Origin of the sequence: Bradyrhizobium septentrionale (assembly GCF_011516645.4) — a bacterium.
GTDB classification, from domain to species: Bacteria; Pseudomonadota; Alphaproteobacteria; order Rhizobiales; family Xanthobacteraceae; genus Bradyrhizobium; species Bradyrhizobium septentrionale.
In genome coordinates this window covers 5,632,943-5,657,736 of the sequence record NZ_CP088285.1, presented here as the reverse complement: position 1 = coordinate 5,657,736, position 24,794 = coordinate 5,632,943, and the positions used below count along the sequence as shown (strand labels likewise).

Annotated in this window: 19 protein-coding genes and 1 pseudogene; 8 read left to right on the top strand and 12 right to left on the bottom strand. The window is 64.7% G+C overall.

The features are described from left to right. The first annotated feature begins 25 nt into the window (after positions 1–25). Both pdxH and HAP48_RS28885 read left to right on the top strand, forming a co-directional pair. Positions 26–667: a pyridoxamine 5'-phosphate oxidase gene (pdxH, locus tag HAP48_RS28890; protein ID WP_166203066.1), complete on the top strand. Its 642-nt coding sequence runs from the start codon at positions 26–28 to the stop codon at positions 665–667. 21 nt (positions 668–688) lie between these two features. Beyond that, positions 689–1,441, top strand: coding sequence for an SDR family NAD(P)-dependent oxidoreductase (locus HAP48_RS28885; protein ID WP_166203064.1), 753 nt, complete (start codon positions 689–691; stop codon positions 1,439–1,441). 135 nt (positions 1,442–1,576) lie between these two features. Here the strand turns inward: HAP48_RS28885 and HAP48_RS28880 are convergent, their stop codons facing one another. Together HAP48_RS28880 and HAP48_RS28875 are read right to left on the bottom strand one after the other, a co-directional pair. After that, on the bottom strand, positions 1,577–1,795 hold the full coding sequence (locus tag HAP48_RS28880; RefSeq protein ID WP_166203062.1) for a hypothetical protein: 219 nt from the start codon (positions 1,793–1,795) through the stop codon (positions 1,577–1,579). 139 nt (positions 1,796–1,934) lie between these two features. After that, on the bottom strand, positions 1,935–2,912 hold the full coding sequence (locus HAP48_RS28875; RefSeq protein WP_166203060.1) for a magnesium transporter CorA family protein: 978 nt from the start codon (positions 2,910–2,912) through the stop codon (positions 1,935–1,937). A gap of 362 nt (positions 2,913–3,274) precedes the next feature. Here HAP48_RS28875 and HAP48_RS28870 point away from each other — a divergent pair, with 362 nt between their 5' ends. Next, a complete protein-coding gene (locus HAP48_RS28870; RefSeq protein ID WP_166203058.1) occupies positions 3,275–3,949 on the top strand; it encodes a L,D-transpeptidase in 675 nt (224 codons plus the stop codon). 23 nt (positions 3,950–3,972) lie between these two features. Here the strand turns inward: HAP48_RS28870 and HAP48_RS28865 are convergent, their stop codons facing one another. After that, entirely contained in the window at positions 3,973–5,124 is a 1,152-nt protein-coding gene (locus HAP48_RS28865) for an extensin family protein (protein ID WP_420869822.1), read from the bottom strand. Positions 5,125–5,200: 76 nt separating this feature from the next. Here HAP48_RS28865 and HAP48_RS28860 point away from each other — a divergent pair, with 76 nt between their 5' ends. Together HAP48_RS28860 and HAP48_RS28855 are read left to right on the top strand one after the other, a co-directional pair. Continuing rightward, positions 5,201–6,829, top strand: a complete 1,629-nt coding sequence (locus HAP48_RS28860; protein ID WP_166203053.1) for a fatty-acid--CoA ligase — start codon at positions 5,201–5,203, stop codon at positions 6,827–6,829. A gap of 243 nt (positions 6,830–7,072) precedes the next feature. Then, positions 7,073–7,933, top strand: coding sequence for a DUF1499 domain-containing protein (locus HAP48_RS28855; RefSeq protein ID WP_166203051.1), 861 nt, complete (start codon positions 7,073–7,075; stop codon positions 7,931–7,933). Between the two features lie 235 nt (positions 7,934–8,168). Here the strand turns inward: HAP48_RS28855 and HAP48_RS28850 are convergent, their stop codons facing one another. The 4 genes from HAP48_RS28850 to HAP48_RS28835 form a co-directional block, all read right to left on the bottom strand. Further along, complete coding sequence (locus tag HAP48_RS28850; protein ID WP_166203049.1) at positions 8,169–9,089, bottom strand: MBL fold metallo-hydrolase; 921 nt, start codon at positions 9,087–9,089, stop codon at positions 8,169–8,171. A 147-nt stretch (positions 9,090–9,236) separates the two neighbouring features. After that, positions 9,237–10,451 (bottom strand): acyl-CoA dehydrogenase, encoded by a 1,215-nt coding sequence (locus HAP48_RS28845; RefSeq protein WP_029081406.1) that lies wholly within the window; start codon positions 10,449–10,451, stop codon positions 9,237–9,239. 193 nt (positions 10,452–10,644) lie between these two features. After that, a complete protein-coding gene (gene ribB, locus HAP48_RS28840) occupies positions 10,645–11,721 on the bottom strand; it encodes a 3,4-dihydroxy-2-butanone-4-phosphate synthase (RefSeq protein WP_029081407.1) in 1,077 nt (358 codons plus the stop codon). A gap of 276 nt (positions 11,722–11,997) precedes the next feature. Continuing rightward, positions 11,998–13,731 (bottom strand): cation:proton antiporter, encoded by a 1,734-nt coding sequence (locus HAP48_RS28835; RefSeq protein ID WP_166203046.1) that lies wholly within the window; start codon positions 13,729–13,731, stop codon positions 11,998–12,000. Positions 13,732–13,790: 59 nt separating this feature from the next. On the opposite strand from HAP48_RS28835, the gene HAP48_RS28830 reads away from it, so the two are divergent. After that, positions 13,791–14,330, top strand: a complete 540-nt coding sequence (locus HAP48_RS28830; RefSeq protein ID WP_420869821.1) for a DUF3124 domain-containing protein — start codon at positions 13,791–13,793, stop codon at positions 14,328–14,330. 67 nt (positions 14,331–14,397) lie between these two features. Beyond that, positions 14,398–15,630, top strand: coding sequence for an aminotransferase-like domain-containing protein (locus HAP48_RS28825; protein WP_166215227.1), 1,233 nt, complete (start codon positions 14,398–14,400; stop codon positions 15,628–15,630). Between the two features lie 119 nt (positions 15,631–15,749). On the opposite strand, the gene HAP48_RS28820 is transcribed toward HAP48_RS28825, so the two are convergent. Next, positions 15,750–17,030 (bottom strand): amidohydrolase family protein, encoded by a 1,281-nt coding sequence (locus tag HAP48_RS28820; protein WP_166203044.1) that lies wholly within the window; start codon positions 17,028–17,030, stop codon positions 15,750–15,752. Between the two features lie 229 nt (positions 17,031–17,259). Here HAP48_RS28820 and HAP48_RS28815 point away from each other — a divergent pair, with 229 nt between their 5' ends. Further along, positions 17,260–17,496, top strand: coding sequence for a hypothetical protein (locus tag HAP48_RS28815; RefSeq protein WP_029081412.1), 237 nt, complete (start codon positions 17,260–17,262; stop codon positions 17,494–17,496). A gap of 72 nt (positions 17,497–17,568) precedes the next feature. On the opposite strand, the gene HAP48_RS28810 is transcribed toward HAP48_RS28815, so the two are convergent. From HAP48_RS28810 to HAP48_RS28795, 4 genes and pseudogenes are all read right to left on the bottom strand, one after another. Continuing rightward, positions 17,569–18,387: an aldo/keto reductase gene (locus tag HAP48_RS28810; RefSeq protein ID WP_166203042.1), complete on the bottom strand. Its 819-nt coding sequence runs from the start codon at positions 18,385–18,387 to the stop codon at positions 17,569–17,571. Between the two features lie 155 nt (positions 18,388–18,542). Continuing rightward, positions 18,543–20,123, bottom strand: coding sequence for an alkaline phosphatase D family protein (locus HAP48_RS28805; RefSeq protein ID WP_166203040.1), 1,581 nt, complete (start codon positions 20,121–20,123; stop codon positions 18,543–18,545). 359 nt (positions 20,124–20,482) lie between these two features. After that, positions 20,483–20,914: a hypothetical protein gene (locus HAP48_RS28800; protein WP_175612233.1), complete on the bottom strand. Its 432-nt coding sequence runs from the start codon at positions 20,912–20,914 to the stop codon at positions 20,483–20,485. 235 nt (positions 20,915–21,149) lie between these two features. Continuing rightward, a pseudogene (locus tag HAP48_RS28795) lies at positions 21,150–24,622 on the bottom strand (indolepyruvate ferredoxin oxidoreductase family protein). Positions 24,623–24,794: the final 172 nt, after the last annotated feature.

The window sequence follows — 24,794 nt, the reverse complement described above, 5'->3', positions numbered from 1 at the left end:
GCGGATGCAAATCGGGACTCCTGACATGACCGACACGACCTCCATCAAACACCCGGCACCGTTAACATCGGGTGATTTCACCGCGGCGGAGGAGCCGTTTGCCCTGTTCGGCGAATGGTTTGCGGAAGCGGTCAAGTCCGAGCCGAACGATCCGAACGCGATGGCGCTCGCGACCGTCGACGCCGACGGACTGCCGGACGTGCGGATGGTGCTGATGAAGGGCTTCGACGCCGACGGTTTCGTGTTCTACAGCCACATTGCGAGCGCCAAGGGCCGCGAATTGGCCGCAAATCCTAAGGCCGCTTTACTATTCCACTGGAAATCTCTGCGCCGTCAGGTGCGCATCCGGGGGCCGGTCACGCCGGTGACCGATGCCGAGGCCGACGCCTATTTCGCCACAAGGCCGAAACAGGCGCAGATCGGCGCCTGGGCCAGCAAGCAGTCGCAGCCCCTGGAGAGCCGCTTCGCCTTCGAGCAGGCGATCGCCAAGGCCGGCGCGAAATACATGATCGGCGAGGTGCCGCGTCCGCCGGGCTGGAGCGGCTGGCGGATCACGCCGCAGCGCTTCGAGTTCTGGCACGACCGCCCGTTCCGCCTGCACGACCGCATCGAATTCCGCCGCGACGGCGCCGGCCGCGCTTGGTCGAAGGTGCGGCTCTATCCTTGATACGACAGCCTGAAAGACACCATGTCCCCTCCTTCCAACGCGCCGCGCCGTACCCTGCTCCTTACCGGTGCCAGCCGCGGCATCGGCCACGCCACCGCGATCCGGTTTGCTTCCGCCGGCTGGCGCGTCATCACCTGCTCACGGCATGCATTTCCGGAAGTCTGCCCCTGGGGCGCGGGACCGGAAGATCACATCGAGGTCGATTTCGGCGATCATGACGACACGGTTCGCGCCATCTCCGAGATCCGCAAACGGCTGGTGAACGACGAGTTGCACGCGCTGGTCAACAATGCCGCGATCTCGCCGAAGGGGCCGGGCGGCGCGCGGCTCGGGACCATGGACACCGATATCGAGACATGGCTGCACGTGTTTCGCGTCAACTTCTTCGCGCCGATCATGCTGGCCCGCGGACTGATCGACGAGCTCAAGCACGCCAGGGGCGCAGTGGTGAACGTCACCTCGATCGCAGGCTCCCGCGTGCATCCGTTCGCCGGCGTTGCCTATGCGACCTCGAAAGCCGCGCTGGCATCATTGACGCGGGAAATGGCATCCGACTTCGGCCGCGTCGGCGTCCGCGTCAATTCGATCGCACCGGGCGAGATCGACACCTCGATCCTGTCGCCGGGCACCGAGAAGATCGTCGATCAGCAAATCCCGATGCATCGCCTCGGCACGCCGGACGAGGTCGCCAAGATCATTTACGTTCTCTGTACGGAGACCAGCTCTTACGTGAACGGTGCGGAAATCCACATTAACGGTGGTCAGCACGTCTGAGCCTGGGATGAGCCGTTATTTCGGCGAAGGAAGTTTCGAGGCGATCCCGGCCGCCGCCGCGGCCGTCACTTTGGGATTGCTTCACTTGCAGGCGTAACAAGGCAAACGAGGCTTCTGCCTCCGAGGCTTCGGCCTCTAGTCGGCGTAAAACCGACGCGACTTCTTCTCAGGCTGCAGCGCGATGTCGTTCAACGCGCTGGAGCAATCGTCTTCGTCCTCGCCATCCAGCAACGCAGCGCCACAGTAACGGCAAAGTGCCGGCGAGATCGCCTGCACCTTGCCTGCTGCGCGGTCCTGTTGATAGCGCGCAAAGTCGATGACGTTACGCCGTGGCGTTATGATCTTCTCAACCATTGCTCTCCTCCGGCTTCGAGGTGGGCGTTATCGCAGACAAGTTTGGCCCAAACGTTCAGCGCAACACTCAAATTTTAGCAGAGGAAATAAGGCAGTTGCCCGAATCCCAAAATGCGACGCGTGCTCTTGAAAAACAGGCCTACAGCCACTTCTTCCACCTGAAAATCCAGTACGGCACGATCGCCGCGAACAGCATCAGCACCAGCGCGAACGGATAGCCGTGCGTCCACTCGAGTTCCGGCATGATCTTGAAATTCATGCCGTAGATCGAGGCAATCAGCGTTGGCGGCATCAGGACAACAGCCATCACCGAGAACAGCTTGATGATGTTGTTCTGTTCCAGATTGACCACGCCGAGCATGGCGTCGAGCACGAAGGTGATCTTGTTGGAAAGATAGGACGCGTGGTCGGTCAGTGAGGCGACGTCACGCTGCATGGTCTTGAGCTGCTCGCGCATGTCCTTGGACCATTTCACCCCTTCCACGATTGCGGAGAGGAAGGTGACGAGGCGGCCGATCGAGACCAGGCTTTCGCGGACCTTCGAGGTCAGGTCGCCCTTGCGGCCGATCGTGATCAGAATCTGCGAATATTGCTTGGCGTGGCCGTGGCGCTCGCTCTCCGGCTCGAAGATGTCATGGGAGACCTGGTCGATGTCGGCCCCGCAGCGCTCCAGAATGTCGGCGCAACGGTCGATCACCGCGTCCAAGAGTTCCATCAGCACCTGCTCGCCGGTGATGCTGGGGGCGCAAGCGCGCGCCAGCTTGTTCTCGACCAACGCGAACGGCTTCGGCAGGTCGTAGCGCACGGTGACCAGGCGATGGCCGGTCAGGATGAAGGTGACCGCCGTGGTGCGCGGCATGTCGGTGTCGGATTGGCACATCAGCGTCGCGGTCATGTAGCGCGCGCTGTTCTCGATATAGAGACGGCTGGAGATCTCGATCTCCTGCATGTCTTCCCGGGTCGGAACCGCGATCCCCGCCAGCTTCTCGACGGCCCGGTCCTCCTCAACGGTCGGATTCACCAGATCGACCCAGACCGCGCCCTCGGGCAACGACGCCAGGTCGGTGATGGCGGCCTTCTTGAGGGAGAAATCGGAAGGAACGAACGCCGACAGCATCAGGAACTCCAAGAAACAGGGCTGGCAAACAGGGCTGGCAGGACCCGCCGACTTAGCGCGATTCTGGCTGGCGCTTCATGACCGGGGCATTAACCGGGCGTCCATCTTTGTGGCGGCCAAGTGGCGGTGAATGTGACGCGACGCGGCTTCGACTCGGTGACCGTTGCCTGTTTGCACAAAAACCAGTCCCGCGCCAGAACACTTGCGGCAAAAAAGCCACAGACGACGTCCCGCGATGCGGGAAAGGCATCTAAAGTCTGGGAATAATGGCAGGTTTCGGCAATAATGCCCTTCATGGAATCGTGGCGTTTTGGGCGCATTTTTGACGCTTTGAGACGCGGATTTTCGATTGGAATGTAATCATGTCGTTCAAAGTTACCTTTGGAATCCTGGCCGCAGGTCTGATGTTGTCGGGTTGCATGCAGGCCACGACCTTTGAGGCAACCAATACCGCGAACTTCAAGCCGCGTGACAAGGAACTCCTGGCCAAGACCACCTACGTCAAGACCCCGGTGGCCGAGCCGTTCCGCCGCGCGATCGTCGAGTATCACCGCAAGGAAGCCCCCGGCTCGATCGTGGTCGATTCCGACAACCATTACCTCTACTACGTAATGAACGACGGCAAGGCGATCCGCTACGGCATCACCGTCGGCGAAGAGGCCATGGCCTGGTCCGGCATTGCCAAGGTCGGCAGCATGACCGAATGGCCGGCCTGGCACCCGACCCCCGGCGAAATCTCGCGGCTCGGCGTGCCGACCTTCGTGGCACCGGGCCCGGACAATCCGATGGGCTCGCGCGCGATGTATCTCTATTCGGGCGGCAAGGACACGCTGTTCCGCATCCACGGCACCAACCAGCCGGAATACATCGGCTCGTCGATCTCCTCGGGCTGCATCCGCATGACCAATGAGGACGTCATCGACCTCTACGGCCGCGTCAAGCTCGGCACCATCGTCGTGGTGCTGGAGCCGAAGCACGGCGACTCGCCCTACAAGCCGCAGATGGCGCTGCAGGGTGCCGGCGGCACGACCTACTGATCCCAATCACGTCGCAATCGCGATCAAAGGCGCCGGCTTTGCCGGCGCTTTTTTGTTGGCTGCGGCTTGGTCTCCGCGGCGCTATCGGGAGCAGCGGCATCATTTGGTTTCGCGGCACCCGGCTCATCAGCCTTGCCACGGTCGGGTTTGGCTCCGTCCGCCTTTGACGCATCGGTTTTGGACGCGACCGCGCGCGGCGGCGCCTCTTCGGGGCGCTCGGCCGGCAACAGCGGCGCGGTCTGCGGTAGCGGGTCGTACACGTTCCACTGGCAGATCCGGTAATTGTTGCGACGCTCAATCAGGTCGAGATGGACATGGTCCTCGTGGTACCAGTCCGAGCCCGGGCCGAGCACGGTGGAGAAGCGGGCGCAGACCGAATGCAGCACGGTCTCGCGCAGGTCGCGCGCAACGCTGCGGTCGGTCAGCGAGATCGACTTGCCGTTGGCGAGACCGAACGCGCGCACATCGAGCGCATTGGCGCGGCCGTGCTCGGAGAGCTGGGCACCGGCGATGCGATTGCGGCCGCGGCACTCGAACGAGTCGAAATTGTCGAGATTGCTGATCCCGCCGCCAAGGCTCTGCGCCAGCGGCGCGATATCGGTGCGGACCCAGTCGACGACCGCTGCGGCCATCTTGCAGCGAAGGATCGCCGCGGGCTGGACCGCGACCTTGCGCCTGTCGGGCAGCACGATCGCCTCCAGCCGCACCAGATCCTCGCCGCCGCAGCCCCCGGCGCCATGGATGTCGGGAATGCTCGGCGCGATCGCGATCTCCTCGGTGAGGGCCTGCCGGCAGGCCGACAGCTGCGGCGCGGCGGGCTCGGCCGGTTTGGCGACTTCGGCCGGCTTCGCCGTCTCGCTGGGCCGGTCGGCCTCGGCAGGTGCCGCCGGAGGCTGCGTCACAGCTGCGGGCGGCTTGGCGGCCGCTGGCGCCTCGGCCGGGCGCGGCTTCGGCAGCGGCACTGCTGCGCGGCGGACCGTCTTGTGTGGCCGCTGCGGCCTGGTGCCGAACAGATCGTCCCACGGAAAGCCTGGCGCGCGGCGGGCAGCTTCGACGGATCCTGCTTGCATGCCAAGGCAAAGCAGCGCGGCGGCAGCGGTAACCATTGCCGCGCGGCCGCGACGAAACGCACCATCAGGCCATTTTCGGCTTGCTTTCTCCGCGCTACAGTTCATGTCAATTCCATGATTTTACTGCCGGCCGCCCAAGATGCCGACAGATCATGCGTGAGGATCGAGGAGGGATTTGCGTATGCTTGGTTTGATGCAAGATTGGCCCTTGCTGTGCCACAAGATTATTGAGCACGCCGCCAAATATCACGGCACGCAGGAAGTCGTGACGCGGTCGGTGGAAGGCCCGATTCATCGCACCACCTACGCCGAAATCCATGCCCGCGCGCTGAAAGTTTCGCAGAGCCTGGAGCGCGACGGCATCAAGCTCGGCGACCGCGTCGCCACTATCGCCTGGAACACCTGGCGCCACCTCGAGGTCTGGTACGGCGTCATGGGGATCGGCGCGATCTGCCATACGGTCAATCCGCGGCTGTTTCCGGAACAGATCGCCTGGATCGTCAACCACGCCCAGGACCGCATCGTCATCACCGACCTCACCTTCGTTCCGGTGCTGGAGAAGATCGCCGGCCAGCTGCCGAGCGTCGAGCGCTACGTGGTGCTGACCGACAAGGCGCACATGCCGCAGACCACGCTGAAGAACGCGGTCGCCTATGAGGACTGGATCGCGGCGTCCGACGGCAAGTTCGAATGGAAGACCTTCGATGAGAACACCGCCGCGGCGATGTGCTACACCTCCGGCACGACGGGGGATCCCAAGGGTGTGCTTTATTCGCACCGGTCCAACGTGTTGCACGCGCTGATGGCCAACTCGAAGGACGCGCTCGGCACCTCCGCCTCGGACACAATGCTTCCGGTGGTCCCCTTGTTCCATGCCAACAGCTGGGGCATCGCCTTCTCCGCACCCTCGATGGGCACCAAGCTCGTGATGCCCGGCCCGAAGCTCGACGGCGCCTCGGTCTACGAGCTGCTGTCGACCGAGAAGGTCACCCACACCGCGGGTGTGCCGACGGTGTGGCTGATGCTGCTGCAATACATGGCGGCCAACAACGTCAAGCTGCCGGACCTGCAGATGGTGATCTGCGGCGGCTCGGCGATGCCGCGCTCGATGATCAAGGCCTTCCTCGACATGGGCAGCCAGGTGCGCCACGCCTGGGGCATGACCGAGATGAGCCCGCTCGGCACGCTGGCCACGCTGAAGCCGCCCTTCACCGATCGCAGCGGCGAGGAGCGGCTCGACATCCTGCAGACCCAGGGCTACCCGCCGTTCGGCGTCGAGATGAAGATCACCGACGATGCCGGCAAGGAGCTGCCGTGGGACGGCAAGACCTTCGGCCGCCTCAAGGTCTCCGGCCCCGCGATCGCCAAGGCCTATTTCCGGGTCGACAGCAACATCCTCGACGATGCGGGCTTTTTCGACACCGGCGACGTCTCGACGATGGACGAGCACGGCTACATGCGGATCACCGACCGCTCCAAGGACGTGATCAAGTCCGGCGGCGAATGGATCTCCTCGATTGATCTGGAAAACCTCGCGGTCGGCCATCCGGCGGTCGCGGAAGCCGCCGTGATCGGCGTCCATCACCCCAAATGGGATGAGCGGCCGCTGTTGATCGTGCAGCTCAAGCAGGGCGAGAGCGCCACGCGCGAGGACATCCTGAAGTTCATGGACGGCAAGATCGCCAAATGGTGGATGCCCGACGACGTCGCCTTCGTCGACGGCATCCCCCACACCGCGACCGGCAAGATCCTGAAGACGGCGCTGCGCGACCAGTTCAAGGACTACACCTTCCCGACCGCGGCGGCGTGAAAGCTAACGCTCGTCATGCCCGGGCTTGACCCGGGCATCCACGCCTTCGTGTGCCGCAAGACATGGATGGCCGGGTCATAGGCGAGCGGAAGCGACGCCGTCCTTCGGGCGGCTATGCCCGGCCATGACGATTCGGGAGTAGTGCCCAAATCCCTTGAATTCGCCGCAGGTCCGTGGTCTCACACGATCATTGGCGGCGGCTGAGGTCGCCCAAGGACATCTCAACCGGCAGATTTTTCGACGATGGCGCGCAGGTTTTCCGCTCCCTACCAGCAGGAGCCCGTGTCCGGTCTCGCCACCTGGTCGCGCAACCTCGCCATCTTTGCCGTCGTCGCGGTGGTGGTCTCGATCCTCATCGTCCGCTTCGGGTTCCTGGAGGTCAAGCCGGCGCTAATGACCTTCTTCGGCGCGCTGGGCCTGGCCGGCCTGTCGATCCTGCTCGGGCTCGCCGCCTTCGCCGCGATCTGGCAGAACGGCACCCGCGGCATGGGCCGGATCCTGCTCGCGCTCGTGATCAACGCCGCGATCCTCGCCTACCCGGCCTACCTCGCCTATCAGTACCGCAAGCTGCCGCGGATCTACGACATCACCACCGACGCGATCGACCCGCCGAAATTCGAGGCGCTGGCGCGGCTGCGCACCGGAGAAGGCACCAATCCGGCCGCCTATGCCGGTCTTTATTCGGCCGAGCAGCAGCGCGCGGCCTGGCCCGATATCGAAACCGTCGAGCTCGAGGCCCCGGTGGACCGCGCCTATGAGATGACCTTGCGGCTGGTGAACCGCCGCAAATGGCTCGTCATCGACGCGCGCGCGCCGCAGCCGCCGCGCCGCATCGGCCGGATCGAGGCGGTGGCGCGCACCCCGATCATGGGTTTCCGCGAGGACGTCTCGATCCGGGTCACGCCCGACGACGAGGACTCGCGCGTCGACATCCGCTCGGCGTCGCGCTACTTCGACGCCGATCTCGGCAGCAACGCTGCGCGGGTCAAGAGGCTGATCGAGGACCTCAACACCGCCGCCGACAACGACAACGCCAAACCGGCCAAGAAGGCGGCCCCCGTCGCGCCGCCGAAGACGCCGCCGGCGAAGACGGTGAAGAAATAATCGCGCGCCGCGCCACCAATGACTCCCTCGCCCCGCTCTCTTGTCCGCCGAAGCCCGCCTTCGGGCGAAGGCGGATGCGGGGTCGAGACGAGCGAAGCTCGCTCTTAGAGGGTTGGGGTGAGGGGCTTCTATCCGCGAGTGCCTTGGTGAGACTGAGCTTGTGGCATGCCGCCCCTCACCCGAAATTCGAGCTGCGCTCGAATTTCGACCTCTCCCCGTGAAGAACGGGGCGAGGTTAAGAAGCCATCCTGTACGTGCCGCCGATCACCGGATTGCCATCGGTCGCCACGATGCCGCGCGCGACCAGATCCTCCAGATGTGCCAGCACCGAATAGCCGGCGGCGTTGGCGAGGCGCGGATCGAGCCCGATATAGATCGCCCGCACCATGGTCGGGATGTCGGCCTCGCCCTTGCCGAGGCGATGCAGGATCGACGCCTCGCGGGCCCGGCGGTGCCGAGCCAGGAAGCGGACGTAGCGCGGGCCCTCCGGAATCTCCGGGCCGTGGCCGGAGAAATAGAGCTGCTCGGGCCGCTGCTCGAGCCGCTCCAGCGAGGCCATGTAGTCGATCATCGACCCGTCCGGCGGCGCCACGATCGAGGTCGACCAGCCCATCACATGGTCGCCGACGAAATTGATGCTGCGCTCGGCCCAGGCGAACGCCAGATGATTGGCGGTGTGGCCTGGGGTGGCGACCGCCTCCAGCGCAAAGCCTGTGCCCTCGATGACGTCGCCGTGCTTGACCTGCACGTCAGGCCGGAAATCGCGGTCGGCACCGGACTCCGGATTGTGCTTCTCACTCTCGAAGCGCGGGCGCGAGGCGCGGTGCGGCCCCTCGGCGTAAACGGGTGCGCCGGTCGCAGCCTTGATCCGCGGCGTGTTCGGCGAATGGTCGCGATGGGTGTGGGTGACCAGGATGTGGGTCACGGTCTCGCCTTTGACCGCATCGAGCAGCGCCTTCGCATGCGCCTCGTCATCGGGACCGGGATCGATGATCGCGACCTTGCCCTGGCCTATGATGTAGCTGACCGTGCCGGTGAAGGTGAACGGGCTCGGATTGTTGCAGAGGACGCGGCGCACGCCGGGGCGGACCTGTTCGACCACGCCGGGCTGCAGCGGAAAATCGCGGTTGAACGGGATGTCGTCGTTGTCGGCCATGGGAACACCTACACTCGCTGTCATCCCCCGCGAAAGCGGGGGATCCAGTAAACACCGGCAGTCGAGATTGAACGAGAGGCCTCTGGAATACTGGATCGTCCGCTTTCGCGGACGATGACAGTCGTGTTTGACGGCACGCCAGTGCCCTTACGAGAACGCCTGGATGCCGGTGATCGCGCGGCCGAGGATCAGGGCGTGGACGTCGTGCGTGCCCTCATAGGTGTTCACGGTCTCGAGGTTCGCGGCGTGGCGCATCACGTGATACTCGATCTGAATGCCGTTGCCGCCGTGCATGTCGCGCGCCATGCGGGCGATGTCGAGCGCCTTGCCGCAATTGTTGCGCTTGACGATCGAGATCATCTCAGGGGCCATCTTGCCCTCGTCCATCAGGCGGCCGACGCGCAGGGAGGCCTGCAGGCCGAGCGCGATCTCGGTCTCCATGTCGGCGAGCTTCTTCTGCACCAGCTGCGTGGCGGCGAGCGGCCGGTTGAACTGCTTGCGGTCGAGCGTGTACTGCCGCGCGCGGTGCATGCAGTCCTCGGCGGCGCCCAGCGCGCCCCAGGAGATGCCGTAGCGGGCGCGGTTGAGACAGCCGAACGGACCCTTGAGGCCGGAGACGTTGGGCAGCAGCGCGCTTTCCGGCACCACAACATTGTCGAGCACGATCTCGCCGGTGATCGAGGCGCGCAAGCTGAGCTTGCCGCCGATCTTCGGCGCCGACAGGCCCTTCATGCCCTTCTCGAGGATGAAGCCGCGGATCTGGTTGTCATGCGCTGCCGACTTGGCCCACACCACGAAGACGTCGGCGATCGGCGCGTTCGAAATCCACATCTTGGCGCCGTTGAGCTTGTAGCCGTCGGCCACCTTCTCGGCGCGGGTCTTCATGCCGCCGGGATCGGAACCGGCGTCCGGCTCGGTCAGGCCGAAGCAGCCGACCCATTCTCCGGTCGCGAGCTTGGGCAGATACTTCTTGCGCTGGTTCTCGTCGCCATAGGCGTAGATCGGATACATCACCAACGACGTCTGCACCGAGTTCATCGAGCGATAGCCAGAATCGACGCGCTCGATCTCGCGCGCGACGAGGCCATAGGCCACGTAGCTCGCATTGGCGCAGCCATATTCCTCGGGCAGCGTGACGCCGATCAGGCCAAGCTCGCCCATCTCGTTGAAGATCTCGCGATCGGTCTTCTCTTCCAGATAGGCCTTGGTGACCCGTGGAGCCAGCTTGTCCTGCGCATAGGCCCGCGCGGTGTCGCGGATCAGGCGCTCGTCTTCGGTGAGCTGCTCGTCGAGCAGGAACGGATCATCCCACTGGAAGCTGGCGGCAGCCGGCTTGTCCTTGGCCTGGGGGCGCACGCTCATGAAACATCCTTTCGTATCGTCACTCGGAAATTGGCGGATAAATTAAAGCGCTATGCTGCGAAGCGCAATTGAATTGGGATCATTGTCATTCCGGGGCGATGCGTGAGCATCGAACCCGGAATCTCGAGATTCTCGGTGCGCAACCGCGCACCTGAGGGTTCGATGCTGACGCATCGCCCCGGAATGACTGACGTCAGGTCTCCAGCTTCTCGTTCGACACGATCTCGATGCCGAAACCGGACAGCCCCTTGTAGTCGTGCACCGACGAGGTCAGGTGCCGGATCGAGGTGACGCCGAGATCGCGCAGGATCTGCGCGCCGACGCCGACCTCGCGCCACTGCTTGTGGCGATCGGCCTCCGCGGTCTTCGACTCCTCGACCGGCTGCACCGGAACTCCGGCGGCACCGTCGCGCAGATAGACCAGCACGCCGCGGCCGGCAGCCTTGAAGTGCCGCAGCACGGCTTCCATGCGCGCCGGCCCGGTGAAGAGGTCCTTGACGATGTTGGGCTTGTGCAGCCGCGTCAGCACGTCCCGGCCGTCGCCGATGCCGTTATAGACGAACGCGGCGTGCATGATCTCGTCGAACGGCGAGCGATAGGCATAGCCCTGCAGCGGCCCGATCGGGCTTTCGGTGGTGAAGGTCGCGACCCGCTCGATCAGCTTCTCGCGCGCCTGGCGATAGGCGATCATGTCCGCGATCGTGACATGCTTGAGCTTGTGGGCGGCGGCGAACTTCGCGACCTGCTCGCCTTTCATCACGGTTCCATCGTCGTTCATCAACTCGCTGATGACGCCGACCGGCGGCAGGCCCGAGAGCCGGCACAGATCGACAGCGGCCTCGGTATGGCCGGAACGCAGCAGCACGCCGCCGTCGCGCGCGATCAGCGGGAAGATGTGGCCCGGCCGCGCAAAATCATTGGCGCCGGCATTGGGATTGGCGAGCGCGCGGCAGCAGGAGGCGCGTTCCTCGGCCGAGATGCCGGTGCCGCCGTCGGGCTTGTAGTCGATCGACACGGTGAAGGCGGTGGTGTGGTTGGACTCGTTGTGCGCCACCATCGGGTCGAGCCGCAGCCGGCGGGCGTCTTCGGTGGTGATCGGCGCGCAGACGATGCCGGAGGTGTGGCGGATGATGAAGGCCATCTTCTCCGCCGTGCAGAACGACGCCGCGACGATCAGATCGCCCTCGCCTTCCCGATCGTCATCGTCGGTGACGACGACGAGTTCACCCTTCGCAAAGGCTTGCAGCACTTCCTGGATCGTATCGGCCATTGTCCTGACATCTCGTTATATGCAGGCAGTGGATTAGCCGGGTTCCGATGTCAGCGCCAGTATCATTATGCAACCCGCCATGCGTCCGGCAGGCATACCAGGACGGTGACGGCCAGCGACACGCGAGGGTCACCTCTCCCCTTGTGGGAGAGGTCGGATTGCACGCCAGATGCGATCCGGGTGAGGGGTTGCACTCTCTCGCGGGACCTGAACCCCTCACCCGATTTGCTGCGCAAATCGACCTCTCCCCGTCGGGGAGAGGTGAAACACCGGCGTTTACGGCAACACCTCGCGCCGGTCGCTCAACTGGGCGTCGAGTTCGGCGCGCTTGTCGTCGAGCAGGCCGGCATCGGTGGCCTCGATCACCGCATAGAGCTCGCCGGCGTCGCTGAGGCGGGTCACCGTCACGTAATCGGCGCCGGCAGCGTAGAGGTCGTCGACGCCGGTCAAGAGGTCCGCGGTGGCGACAACCTTCGCGGTCGGGTTCAGGGCGCGGACGTGACGCACCAGCTTCTCGTTGTCGGCGCCGACCAGCAGGAAATCCGGCACGCTCAGGATGATGATCTCGGCCTTGCCGATGCCGGCATGGACCAGGGTATCGACATTGCTGATATCGCCATAGATCACGTGCATGCCGCGATCGGTCAGCGTGCGGAACACCAGCGGATTGAAGTCGACGACGCTGATCTGCTCGAGCAGCGACTGGTTCTGCCGCTCGATCTGGCTGATCAGCGCGCTCGCCGCGCGGAAAAAGCCGAGGATGACGATGCGCCGGATCTCGCCATGTTCGCCCTCTTGGCCGGCCTCGCCGCGGCCCTCGCCCTCCTGGTCGAGGTCGCGCACTCCGATCCGCTTCAAGGGACCGATCAGGCCGCGCACGATCTGGTCGCTGCGGCCCATCGCGAAGGTCGAGAGCACCGCCAACACCACGAACGCGAACGAGACTGCATTCGCGGTTTCGGTCCCGATATGGTTGGCGGCGACACCGGTCTGGATCACCACCAGCGAGAACTCGGAGATCTGCGCCAAATTGATCGCCGGCAGCAGGCTGGCGCGCAGGCCCTGCTTCATCAGATAGAGCGGCGTGAACGTCGTGACCAGGCGGCTTGCCACCGTGAAGGCCGCGATCACCAGCGCCAGCCCGATCACCTGTAACCCCGGAACAGGGATCGTCATGCCGAGCGCGACAAAGAACAGCGTGATGAAGAAATCCCTGAGCGTCGTGACCTTGGCGGTGACGTCGAGTGCATAGGGAAAGGTCGAGATCGAGACCCCGGCGACCAGCGAGCCCATCTCGCGCGACAGATGCAGCCGCTCGGCGATCTCGCCGATCAGGAAGCACCAGGCGAGCGCGCCGAGCAGCACCAGCTCGGGCCGGCGCGCGATCTGGTGGAACAGCCGCGGCAACACGTAACGGCTCAGCACCAGCGCGGTCACCACCAGCGCGGCAACGCGGGCGATCGACAGCAGCACGACGCTGATCTGCAGATCGGCGAGACTCGGCTGCACCGCCAGGAACAGGATCGCGAAGATGTCCTGCAACACCAGCACGCCGAGCGTGATCCGGCCCGGCAGCGTATCCAGCTCGCGCTTCTCGTAGAGCACCTTGACGATGATCACGGTCGAGGACAGCGCGCAGGCGACGCAGAGATAGACCGCGTCGAACTTGCCGCCGCCGATCGCAAGCCCGATTGCAGCAAAGAACGCGACGCCGATCAGGCAGCCGCCCAGCAGCTCGCCGGCGCCGGCGAACAGGATCACCTTGCCGGCGCGGATGATCTTCTTGAGGTCGATTTCCAGCCCGATCATGAACAGCATGAAGATCAGGCCGAGCTCGGAGATGATGCTGATCGACTCCTGGGACTTGACCCAGCCCATGCCGAATGGACCAATGAAAAAGCCGGCGATAAGGTACGCCAGTATCAGCGGTTGCCGGGAGAAATGGGCGAGCAGCCCGAGCCCCCAGGCAAACAGGATACAGAGCGTGATGTCGGGGATCAGTTCATGCATGCGTCAAAGACTTCCTGTTGCCGCAACCTAGAGGGCCGGGCGTGAGGATCAACCGAGCAATGTGTCACATCCGCGCAGGCGCCATTTTTCTGGCAGTTTTGGTCTGCCTCACCGTGCGCATGCCTGACGCGCTAGCACAATCCCCCGGAAGTATTGAACAAAATTTTGCAAATTCGCTGACCGCGGTCCCGACGGAAGGGCTCACGGCCTCCGGTGCGTTCTACGTGCCGGTCTATTCCAGCGTGTCGATGAGCCAGGGCAAGCTCAGGGCCGATTTCTCGGTGACGCTCAGCGTGCACAACGCCTCCGAGACGAGGCCGCTGGTGCTGAAGCGGATCGCCTATTTCGACACAGCAGGCAAGATGGTGGAGAGCTACCTCAAATCGCCGATCGCGTTAAAACCGTTTGCGACCGTCGAGGTCGCTATCGCCACGACCGATACGCGCGGCGGCACCGGCGCGAACTTCGTGGTCGATTGGGCGGCCGCGGGCGAGATCGCGGAACCGGCGGTCGAGGCCCTGATGGTCGGCAGCGTCGGCCCCGGGCACTACGCCTTCATCAGCCAGGGCCGGCCGATCAGGCCGCTCGGCAACAACTGACTGCATAGAAGGCCGCTTACGCGCGGCCTTCTCAACGACAACAACACGGAGCGAAACGTCCATGTCCATCTCAGCCCAGTTCGACTTTGCACCGCTGCTCCCGGCCGGCCTGCCTGCGCCGGCGGCGCGATGGACCGGACTCGCCAAATACAGCTTCGTCGGCGGCAACAATGATCCCGACCAGGTCCCGGTCGACGGACTGCTCGAGGCGGTCAACGCCGTGCTGAAGCGCGAAGGCAGGAATCTCGCGACCTACAACCTCGCGCACGGGCCACAGGGCTACCTGCCGCTGCGCCAATTCCTGACCGAGAAGCTGAAGCGCGATGCGGGGATTGCCTGCACGCCGCACGAGATCATGATCGTCTCCGGCTCGCTGCAGGCGCTCGATCTGGTCAACCAGACCCTGCTCGCCAAGGGCGACACCGTGCTGATCGAGCAGGAAACCTATCAGGGCTCGCTGAACCGGCTGACGCGGCTCGGCGTCAACGCGGTCGGCATTCCCCTCGATGGCGAGGGCATCAGGATCGATGCGCTGGCCGCAGCGCTCGCCGATCACAAGCGGCGCGGCATCACGCCGAAATACATCTACACCATCCCGACCGTGCAGAACCCGACCGGCTCGATCCTGCCCGAGAGCCGCCGCGCCGAGATGCTGAAGCTGTCAAAAGAATACGGCGTGCCGATCTTCGAGGACGATTGCTATGCCGATCTGATCTGGAGCGGCGAACGGCCGCCCGCGATCTATGCCATGAGCAAGCATGGCGGCGTGATCCATATCGGCTCGTTCTCGAAGTCGATTGCGCCGGCGCTGCGGGTTGGTTTCATCGTCGCGCCCTGGGAGATCATGTCGCGGATGCTGCCGCTGAAGACCGACGCCGGCTCCGGCGCGCTGGAGCAGATGGTGCTATCAGAATATTGCGCGCCGCATTTCTCGACCCACGTGCCCAAGCTGACGCGAGGACTGCGCGCAAAACTCGACACGCTGATGGAGGCGCTGAACGAGCAGTTCGGCACCGCGGCCGAATTCGAGGCCCCCAAGGGCGGCATCTTCCTCTGGGTCAAGCTACCCGACAATGTCGACACGTTGAAGCTCTATCAGGCGGCGCTTGCCGCCGGCGTCTCGATCAATCCGGGACCGGAATGGTCGACCAGCAAGGCGCATTCCGGCAGCCGGCTCCGCCTCTGCTTCGCCAGCCCCTCGCACGAGCAGATCCGCGAGGGCGTCGCGGTGCTGGCCGAGGTGTGCCGCAAGGAGTTCGGCGTGCCGGCACGGAGCAGCAATGTGGAGAAGCGCGACTAGCTGTTTCGCTCGCCGAAAGATGGATTGCTTCGCTTCGCTCGCAATGACGGTGTGATCTCTCTCCTCGTCATTGCGAGGAGCGGAGCGACGAAGCAATCCATGGCTCCGCGTGCTAAATCTCACCGCACCGAAAACGGCGCCTGATAGGGCCGGCCGAACGGCACGCCGTTGACCACGGTCTGCACCGGCTTCAGCTGCAGATTGCCGTCGCGCTTGTTGTTGCGGGTGTCGACGAAGGTGACCGGGCCTTCGACGAGGTCCATGATCGCGACGTCGCCGGGCGCGCCGCGCTGCAGCGTGCCGATCTTGGGGGCGCGGTTGATGATCCGCGCCGGCACCGAGGTTGCCATCGCCACCACCTGATCCAGCGATGAGCCCATCGCCAGGAACTTGCTCATCACGTTCGGCAGGAACGGGATGCCGGGCGAGTTGCCCGAAAAGACATGGATGTCGGATGAGATCGTGTCGGGCGTGCAGCCCGCCGGAATGGCGATCTCCGCCACCGTGAAATCGAAGCTGCCGCCGCCATGGCCGACATCGAACAGCACGCCGCGCTGCTTGGCTTCGAGCGCTGCCGGCAGCAGCTTGCCGTCCTGCACGATGTTGGTGAAGGCGCCGGACATGTTCGGCGCGCCGGAATAGGCGTGGGTGAGGATATCGCCCGGCCGCAGCAGATCGAGGATGTCGGACATTAGCTCCCTGGTCTCGACGCCGCCGATATGCACCATCATCCGCGCCGGCCAGCCGCACATCTCGCAGGCCTGGATGGCGCGCTTCAGCGGTTCGATGCCGTGCTTGAAGATGACGTTCTCCGACATCCGCACCTTGACCCCGATCAGGAAGTCCGGGTTCTCGGCGAGCGCCATCGCGCAGGCTTCGACCTGGGCATTGTCGATGTTGTAGAGCTCGGCCACCGGGAAAGCCGACAGGCCGTTGTTCGCAATATGGAGGAAGGCGTAGATCCGCGCCCGCGACTGCGCCACGATGAAGCGCCGCAGCGCCGCGAGATTGTTGACGCCGGCATCGCCCGCCGAGACCACCGTCGTGGTGCCCTGGAATTGCACCAGCTCGTCGGCGGGAATGCCGATCGCCGATCCGTACGGATAAACGTGACAGTGCAGGTCGACGAGGCCCGGCATCACGAGCTTGCCCGATGCGTCGATGGTCCTGGCGGCACGAGCGGCCGGGATCTCGTCCTCAACAGCCTCGATGATGCCCCAGCGGATGCCGATGTCGTGCTTGCCGCGCAGCGACTGGCTGGGATCGATCACGTCACCGCTCTTGATCACGAGGTCGAACTTGTCGTCCGGCCCCATCGCCGCAGCGGCCGGCCCCGCGATGGCGGCGGCAGCGGCCGATCCTGTGCTCTTCAAAAAATCCCGGCGCGAAAATCCGCTCACGGCGACGCCCCCCAATATGATTTTTATGACGCGATGATGCGTCGGACGCAGCCCTTAGGCAAGGCCATCGAAGCGACCTGCAGCGCTCATCCATCGATTGTGCGCGACAACACGCGACACACAGCAGCGGCCGCAATTGCCTGAACAACCGTTCAGAAAACTCCTCCGTTTCCTCAGGAACGTTTCGATGCCTGTACGGTTTCCTCCACGCATCATTGAGGAGGATGAGATGAAAAAATTTGGCTTTGTTCTTGCGGCTGTCGGTGCGCTTGCAGTGGCCGTTCCGTCGATCGCGAGCGCCGAGACCGTCGTGATCAAGCGCGGCGGCCATCATCACTGGGATCGTGGCTGGGGCGCGCGCGCCGAGATGCGCCATGACCGTGGAATGCGCCACGACCGTGGCTGGCATCGCGGCTGGCACCACGACCATGACCGCACGGTGGTCATCAGGCGGGATCGCTACTAAATCGACAGACGGAAAATGGCTCCTCGCGGAGCCATTTTCTTTTTCTACGTTCTCATCAAATGCCCGCCGGGCTCAATCCCACGCCGGCGCAAATCCCGGATTGACGCAGCGCATGTCCTTGCGCAACGCAGCGATCGCCTTGCGGTCGTCGTCGTCGAGCCTGACCTTCAGCGCGTCGAGATTGGCCTTTTGGCTTTCGGCGCGCGAGGCTTTCGGGATAGCCGCAACGCCATTCTGATCGAGCAGCCATTTCAGCGCCACCTGCGCTGCCGTCGCATCATGCTTGCGGCCGATTTTCGCCAGCGTCTCGTCGGTGGCGAAACGGCCCTGGGCCAGCGGACAATAGGCCACCAGCGGGATCGATTTCGCCGCGAGATAGTTGCGCACCGGCGTCTGATCCAGCATCGCATGGTATTCGATCTGGTTGCAGGCGATCGGCGCCTTGATGTCCTCGATCACGGTCTTGAGCAGCGCGGTGTTGAAATTGGCAACGCCGATCGCCCGGGTGCGGCCCTCCTGCTTCAGCTTCATCAGCGTTTCGAACACTGCCGGCAGCTTCATGCTCTTCGACGGCCAATGCACGAGATAGAGATCGACATGATCGAGCCGCAGCTTGTTCAGGCTGGCATCGAACGCTTTCCGGATCGCGTCCGGCGCCAGGTTCTCGTGCCAGACCTTGGTGGTGACGTGCAGGTCCTTGCGCGCGACATTCGCGGTCGCGATCGCCGCGCCAATCGCCTCTTCATTGGCGTACATTTCGGCGGTGTCGATATGCCGGTACCCGAGCCCGAGCGCGCTCTCGACCGCCGCGCGGCAGGCGTCGCCCTGCATGCGGAAGGTGCCGAGCCCGAGCTGCGGCAGGCTGATGCCCTGTATCTGCAGATTTTCCATGGATAGCTCCTGACGCGTGGGGCGCCGATGCCATCGACGACGTCACGCCAGCAAATTGTCTGGAAGGAATGAAATTGGCAGGACTGCCAAGTCGCAGTCTGCCCGCAAATCGGGCCCTCGGGCAAGGCGGCCATCATCAAGATGTCGCGATGGGGTTAGATATGTTCCGCCATGATCTGGCCGGGCCGCGCATCCGGCCGCGGTTCGATGTCGACCGACCAGAGGTCGTGGTCGTCGACGTCCTTCAGCGTCACCGTCATCACAGAGGTCGTGCCGTCGATGTCGACGCGGCCGAAGAATTGCAGGCCGAAGCAGGGGGCGAGATTGTCGCCCTGCTCGGCCGAGCAGCCCTTCTGGTACATCGCCTTGGGGCCGAAGGTGTTGTCGAGTTCGCCCGGCGACCAGGTGCCGGCATGCAGCGGACCCGAGACGAACTCCCAGAACGGTTCGAACTCCTGAAACACCGCGCGGTTCGGATCATAATGATGCGCGGCGGTGTAGTGCATGTCGGCGGTGAGCCACACGGTGTTGCGGACACCGGCGCGCTTCATGAAAGACAGCAGATCGGCGATCTCGTGCTCGCGCCGCGCCGGCGGGCCGTCGCCGAGCGCGACCGCATCCAGGCTGACGAGGCCGATCGGCAGGTCGGCTGCGATCACCTTCCAGACAGCCTCCGACGCCACCAGTTCGCGCTTCAGCCAGGCGAGCTGGCTCTCGCCGAGGATGAACGCCTGGTCGGGATCGCCCTGCTTGTTCCAGTTGGAATCGCGGTAGGAGCGCATGTCGATGATGAAGACGTCGAGCAGCGGCCCATAGGCGATCTTGCGATAGACGCGGCCGTCGCGCTCCGGCATCAGCCGCATCGGCATGAATTCATGGAAAGCGCGGCGCGCCCGCGCCACCAGGCGCGAGCTGCCGTCCGCGTCGTAGCCGGTAGCGTCGGCGGTGCCGACCGGCGACCAGTCGTCGGCGACCTCATGGTCGTCCCACTGCGCGAACATCGGCACTTCGGCGTGGAAGGCGCGAAAATTCTCGTCGAGCCAGTTGTATTTGTAGTTGCCGCGAAACTGCTCGAGGCTGTGCGCGACGACGGATTTCTCCTCGGTGACGATGTTGCGCCAGATCTCGCCGTTCGGCAGCGTCTGCTCCGCCGGCACCGTGCAATCCGCATAGATGTGGTCGCCGGAATGGATGAAGAAGTCCGGGCGCTCGTTCAGCATGGTGCGGTAGCTGCGCAAGCCGCCGCGCGCGGGGTCGATGCCCCAGCCCTGCCCGACAACGTCGCCGGACCACACGAACGAGATCGAGCGCCGGTCGACCGGCGCGGTGCGGAAATGGCCGATGCGGCTTTGGCCGGCGGTGCCGTCGCGATCCGCGAAGCTGATGCGATAGAACAGGTCCTGGCCCGGCGGCAGGCCGTCGAGCAGCAGTTTTGCGGTGAAGTCGCGCTCGGGCAGCGCATCGGCGGACGCGGTGCGCAGGATGGTGGCGAAGCTCTCGACCGTGGCGCATTCGATCTGCATCCGCGCGGCGCGATCGGAGCGGGCCCAGATCACAGCTGAATCGCTCGCGACGTCGCCGGACTGGATGCCTTCGATCGCAGGACGGCCCGCCGCGCGGCTCAGATAGGGTTTTGCGAGCGAACCCAATCCGGCCAGCGCAGCCGTCGACGCCGAGCGCACAAGAAGCTGCCGCCTTGTGAGGCCTCGCCCCCGCGCGGAGATCGCTGTCGGCATCGAATAACCTTCGTCGAATCGCAACGAAGGTTTTGCCCGCGCCGTTTGACTCCACCCTTACGGTTTCTTGACTCTCCGCCGACGGTTTTGCGACGGCGGGATGACTCGAGGGGAGATGGCGGATCGGAACGGTGCGAACGCCCAGCACTCAAAGCCAACCCGTCATCCTGAGGTGCGAGCCTTGCGGCGCAATTGCGCCGCTTGGCGAGCCTCGAAGGATCGACGGCCCGACTATTTCAGCTCCAGAGGTGTCGTGGCCGCAACGAGGCCGATTCATCCTTCGAGGCTCGCTCCGGTCGCACCTCAGGATGACGGGTTTGCTGGCGTTGACGTGCTGATCAGAGCAAACGGTGCGCCCCTCACCGCTGCCAGTTGCAGATGCCACCAGTGCGGCACGGCCAGGTCTGGATCCTGGTGTCGCGGGCTTCCGCATCGAGCGGGTTCGCGTGCCGCCTTGCGAGCTTGGCGCGGGCTGGAAGGCTCGCGGCCGCGCGCTTCTTCTCGGGCTGCGCCGTCACCTTGGCCGTCCGCACGGACTTCTGCGGCGCGACCTTCGGCTGCTCGGCCGTCGGCTCCACATTGGCACGCTGATCCGGACCGAGGTCGGTCTTCGCCTCGACCGGAACCGGCTCGAACTGCGCCGGCGGCCCGAGTCGCTTCGGCGACAGCACGGCCTGGGAAAGGTCGAGGCTGAAGAACTCGCTCGGCCGGTAGTCGTCAGCCAACGCCACGCCGCCCAAAGCCAGGCACGCGGTACAAACGATTGCAACCAAAGCGTTTTTCAGGACCATCAAAGGGCCTCCTGAAATCACTCGAACAGAACAGCCATCATGTAGGGGCCCGGCCGCGCGAATCCACCCCGCGGCTGTGGGCAGGGTTACCGGTCAACCAGGGCGGCCGTGGAAAGTTCCCGCTGCCCCCGCCTAGAGCCCCGTTCCGATGGTATCGGAACGGGGCTCTAGGTTTTTGTTTTGACGCGTTTTCTTCACGCGAACCGGCAGCCACTTCGCTCGAAAACGCTCCAGCCTATTCGGCCGCCTGCGCCAAGGGCCGGCCGATCGCGCGCTCCAGCCGCGCGCATTCGGTGCGGTAGCGGGCGACGTTGCCTTCCTTGATGTGGCCATAGCCGCGCACGAGGTCCGCCGCCTTCGCCAGCGCCACCAGGCGCGGCAGGTCGAGCGGCTTCTTGCCGTCGAGGTGACGCAGGATCATCGTTGAATACTCGACCGGCAAGGCGCGCTCCATCTTGCGCTCTGAGGTGTAGCCGAAGATGTCGAACGCGGTGCCGCGCAGGCCCTTCAGCCCCGCCAGCAAGCCGAACGCCTTGAAGATCCACGGGCCGAATTCGCGCTTCTGCAAACGCCCGGTGACGGGATCGCGCTGCGCCAGCAGCGGCGGCGCCAGCAGGACCTTCAAACCGGAATTGCCCTCGAACTGCTCCCTCAAGGCCTTGCTGAACTCGCCGTCGGAATAAAGCCGCGCGACCTCATATTCGTCCTTGTAGGCCATCAGCTTGAACAGCCCTTTTGCAAAGGCCTCGGTCAGGTCCTGCGAGCCCGGCGCGGCCGCGGCCTCGGCGGTGCGCACGCGCGCGACATCGTCGAGATAGCGCTTGGCGTAGGCCTCATCCTGATAGTCGGTGAGGAATTTGGCGCGGAACGCGATCGCCTCGTCGAGTGTCTTCTTTGCGGGCGCTGCACCGGCGTTCTTGAAGCGCGCGGCGCTGACCACGCGTTGCAGATCGTGCGCGGCAAGCCGGCCCCAGGAGAACGCGGTCTTGTTCATCTCGATCGCGGCGCCGTTGAGCTCGATCGCCTTCAGGATCGCATCGAGCGACAGCGGGATCGCGCCGCGCTGGAACGCGAAGCCGAGCATGAAGGCGTTGGTGGCGATGCTGTCGCCCATCAGCGCGGTCGCAAGCCCGGTGGCATCGAGAATGTCGAGATCATCAGGCCGCACCGCGCCGTTCAGCGCGTCGCGCATCGCACCAGCCTCGAAATCGATATCGGGATCGATCACGAAGCTCGCGGTCGGCAACAGATCAGCGTTGACGACGGCGCGGGTGACGCCGCGCTCGGCGCGGCTCAACGCCGGCACGCTGGTGGCCACGACGAGGTCGCAGCCGAGGATCAGATTGGCGTTGCCGGGCGCGATGCGGACCGTGGTCAGCATGCCGGACACCGGCGCCAGCCGGACATGGCTCATGACCGCGCCGTTCTTCTGCGACAGGCCGGTGAAGTCGAGCGTCGAGCACGCCAGACCCTCGACATGCGCGGCCATGCCGAGCAGTGCGCCGATGGTAATGACGCCGGTGCCGCCGATGCCGGTGATCAGGATGTTGTAGGGGGCGGCAAGCGCGGCCGCAGGCGGCGTCGGCAGGTCGGCGAACAGCGCCTTCGGATCGGCGGCAGCGCGGTCGGCCTTGCGCAGCTTGGGATCCTGCACCATCACGAAGCTCGGGCAAAAACCCTCGATGCAGGAGAAATCCTTGTTGCAGTTCGACTGGTCGATGCGGCGCTTGCGGCCGAACTCGGTCTCCAGCGGCTGCACCGAGACGCAGTTCGACGCCACGGAGCAGTCGCCGCAGCCTTCGCAGACGCGCTCATTGATGAAGACGCGCTTGGCCGGATCGGGGAACAGCCCGCGCTTGCGGCGGCGGCGCTTCTCGGCGGCGCAGGTCTGGTCGTAGATCAGGACGGTCAGGCCCTCGATCTCGCGCAAGGTGCGCTGCACGGCATCGAGCTCGCGGCGATGGTGGATGGTGGCGCCCGACGGGAAATAATTGGCGGGATATTTGTCCGGATCGTCGGAGACGATCGCAAGCCGCTTGGTGCCCTCGGCCGCGACCTGGTGCGCGATCTGCGACACCGTAAAACCGCCCTCGGCCGGCTGGCCGCCGGTCATCGCGACCGCGTCGTTATAGAGAATCTTGTAGGTGATGTTGACGCCGGCCGCAGCCGCGGCCCGTAGAGCTAAAAGCCCGGAATGGGTGTAGGTGCCGTCGCCGAGATTCTGGAACACGTGCTGTTCGCTGGTGAACGGCGCCTGCCCGATCCAGCTCACGCCCTCCGCGCCCATATGCGAGATGGTCTGGGTGTTGCGGTTCGGCACCGACAGCGCCATGCCGTGACAACCGATGCCGGCCATGGCGCGGCTGCCCTCGGGGATCTTGGTCGACGAGTTGTGCGGACAGCCCGAGCAGAAATACGGCGTGCGCTGCAGCTTCGCGGTGCCCGTGCCCTCGGCCGGACGATCGAACGCCTCGAGCTTTGCCAGCCGCTGCTCCAGTAACGGACTACGGTGGCCGAGCTTGCGCAGCCGCGCGACGACGGCGGCCGCCACCATGGTCGGCGTCAGCTCGCCTTCGCTCGGCAGCAACGGCGCGCCGCTCTCGTCGCGCTTGCCGACCACCGAGGGACGCCTCGCAGCGTCCATGTTGTAGAGGATGCGAACCAGCTGGTCCTCGATGAAGCCGCGCTTCTCCTCGACCACGAGCACGTCCTGCAGGCCTTCGGCGAAGGCGCGCGCGCCGCGTGCTTCGAGCGGCCAGGTCAGCGCCACCTTGTAGATGCGCAGTCCCAGTGCCTGCGCGTCGGCATCGGTGAGGCCGAGATCGGCGAGCGCCTGGCGCAGATCGAGATAGGCCTTGCCGGTCGCCATGATGCCGAGCCGCGCCGGCTTCGAATCCAGCACGATGCGGTCGAACCGGTTGACGCGGGCGAAGGCCGCGACCGCTTCCATCTTGGGCCCGTGCAGCCTGCGCTCGGCTTCCAGCGGCGGATCCGGCCAGCGGATCGAGAGTCCGTCCGGCGGCATCTCGAAATCATCAGGTGTGATGATCCTGATGCGATCGGGATCGCTGACGATCGAGGCCGAGCTTTCCACGGTCTCGGAGATCGCCTTGAATCCGACCCAGCAGCCGGAATACCGCGACAGCGCAAAGCCGAGGATGCCGAGGTCGAGATAGCCTGCAGCGTCGCAGGATTGACCACCGGCATCAGCGCCGAGGCGAACACCTGCTCGCTCTGATGCGCCAGAGTCGATGATTGGCAACCATGGTCGTCGCCGGCCAGCGCAATCACGCCGCCATTCGGCGCGGTGCCGGCCGAATTGGCGTGCTTGAGCGCATCGAGCGAGCGGTCGACACCGGGGCCCTTGCCGTACCAGATGCCGAACACGCCATCGACCTTGGCGCCGGGGAACATGCCGACCTGCTGGCTGCCCCACACCGCGGTCGCCGCCAGATCCTCGTTGAGGCCGGGAACGAAGGCGATGTCGTGCTCTCTGAGGAACGATTTCGCCCGCCACAGCGCGTGGTCGTACATGCCGAGCGGCGAGCCGCGATATCCGGAAATGAAACCTGCGGTGTTCAGCCCGTGCGCGCGGTCGCGTTGGCGCTGCAACATGGGCAATCGGACCAGAGCCTGGGTACCGGAGAGGAAGATTCGTTTCGTGTCCAACCGGTACTTGTCGTCCAGTCCAACGTCCATCAACGCCATCAGTCTCAGGCTCCCCGCCGGTTAGTCGCGCCGGTCCGAACCGGTCTCATTATCTTCCGAATGATCATGCATCAGCATGCACCGGTTTTGTTATGCATGAACAGCCCCGTTCCATGGCCGCAGCACATAACTCGATGTTGCACATGCGAGGCCTTGCCGAACCCGGGCTTCT

Excerpts from the sequence above, each read along its gene's own strand:
- ribB (WP_029081407.1), bottom strand. The coding sequence starts at position 11,721 with ATGGCCGATACGATCCAGGAAGTGCTGCAAGCCTTTGCGAAGGGTGAA.
- HAP48_RS28805 (WP_166203040.1), bottom strand. The coding sequence starts at position 20,123 with ATGCCGACAGCGATCTCCGCGCGGGGGCGAGGCCTCACAAGGCGGCAG.
- HAP48_RS28815 (WP_029081412.1), top strand. The coding sequence starts at position 17,260 with ATGAAAAAATTTGGCTTTGTTCTTGCGGCTGTCGGTGCGCTTGCAGTG.
- HAP48_RS28865 (WP_420869822.1), bottom strand. The coding sequence starts at position 5,124 with ATGAACTGTAGCGCGGAGAAAGCAAGCCGAAAATGGCCTGATGGTGCG.
- pdxH (WP_166203066.1), top strand. The coding sequence starts at position 26 with ATGACCGACACGACCTCCATCAAACACCCGGCACCGTTAACATCGGGT.
- HAP48_RS28835 (WP_166203046.1), bottom strand. The coding sequence starts at position 13,731 with ATGCATGAACTGATCCCCGACATCACGCTCTGTATCCTGTTTGCCTGG.
- HAP48_RS28845 (WP_029081406.1), bottom strand. The coding sequence starts at position 10,451 with ATGAGCGTGCGCCCCCAGGCCAAGGACAAGCCGGCTGCCGCCAGCTTC.
- HAP48_RS28885 (WP_166203064.1), top strand. The coding sequence starts at position 689 with ATGTCCCCTCCTTCCAACGCGCCGCGCCGTACCCTGCTCCTTACCGGT.
- HAP48_RS28875 (WP_166203060.1), bottom strand. The coding sequence starts at position 2,912 with ATGCTGTCGGCGTTCGTTCCTTCCGATTTCTCCCTCAAGAAGGCCGCC.
- HAP48_RS28810 (WP_166203042.1), bottom strand. The coding sequence starts at position 18,387 with ATGGAAAATCTGCAGATACAGGGCATCAGCCTGCCGCAGCTCGGGCTC.
- HAP48_RS28855 (WP_166203051.1), top strand. The coding sequence starts at position 7,073 with ATGGCGCGCAGGTTTTCCGCTCCCTACCAGCAGGAGCCCGTGTCCGGT.
- HAP48_RS28800 (WP_175612233.1), bottom strand. The coding sequence starts at position 20,914 with ATGGTCCTGAAAAACGCTTTGGTTGCAATCGTTTGTACCGCGTGCCTG.
- HAP48_RS28880 (WP_166203062.1), bottom strand. The coding sequence starts at position 1,795 with ATGGTTGAGAAGATCATAACGCCACGGCGTAACGTCATCGACTTTGCG.
- HAP48_RS28830 (WP_420869821.1), top strand. The coding sequence starts at position 13,791 with ATGTGTCACATCCGCGCAGGCGCCATTTTTCTGGCAGTTTTGGTCTGC.
- HAP48_RS28870 (WP_166203058.1), top strand. The coding sequence starts at position 3,275 with ATGTCGTTCAAAGTTACCTTTGGAATCCTGGCCGCAGGTCTGATGTTG.
- HAP48_RS28860 (WP_166203053.1), top strand. The coding sequence starts at position 5,201 with ATGCTTGGTTTGATGCAAGATTGGCCCTTGCTGTGCCACAAGATTATT.
- HAP48_RS28850 (WP_166203049.1), bottom strand. The coding sequence starts at position 9,089 with ATGGCCGACAACGACGACATCCCGTTCAACCGCGATTTTCCGCTGCAG.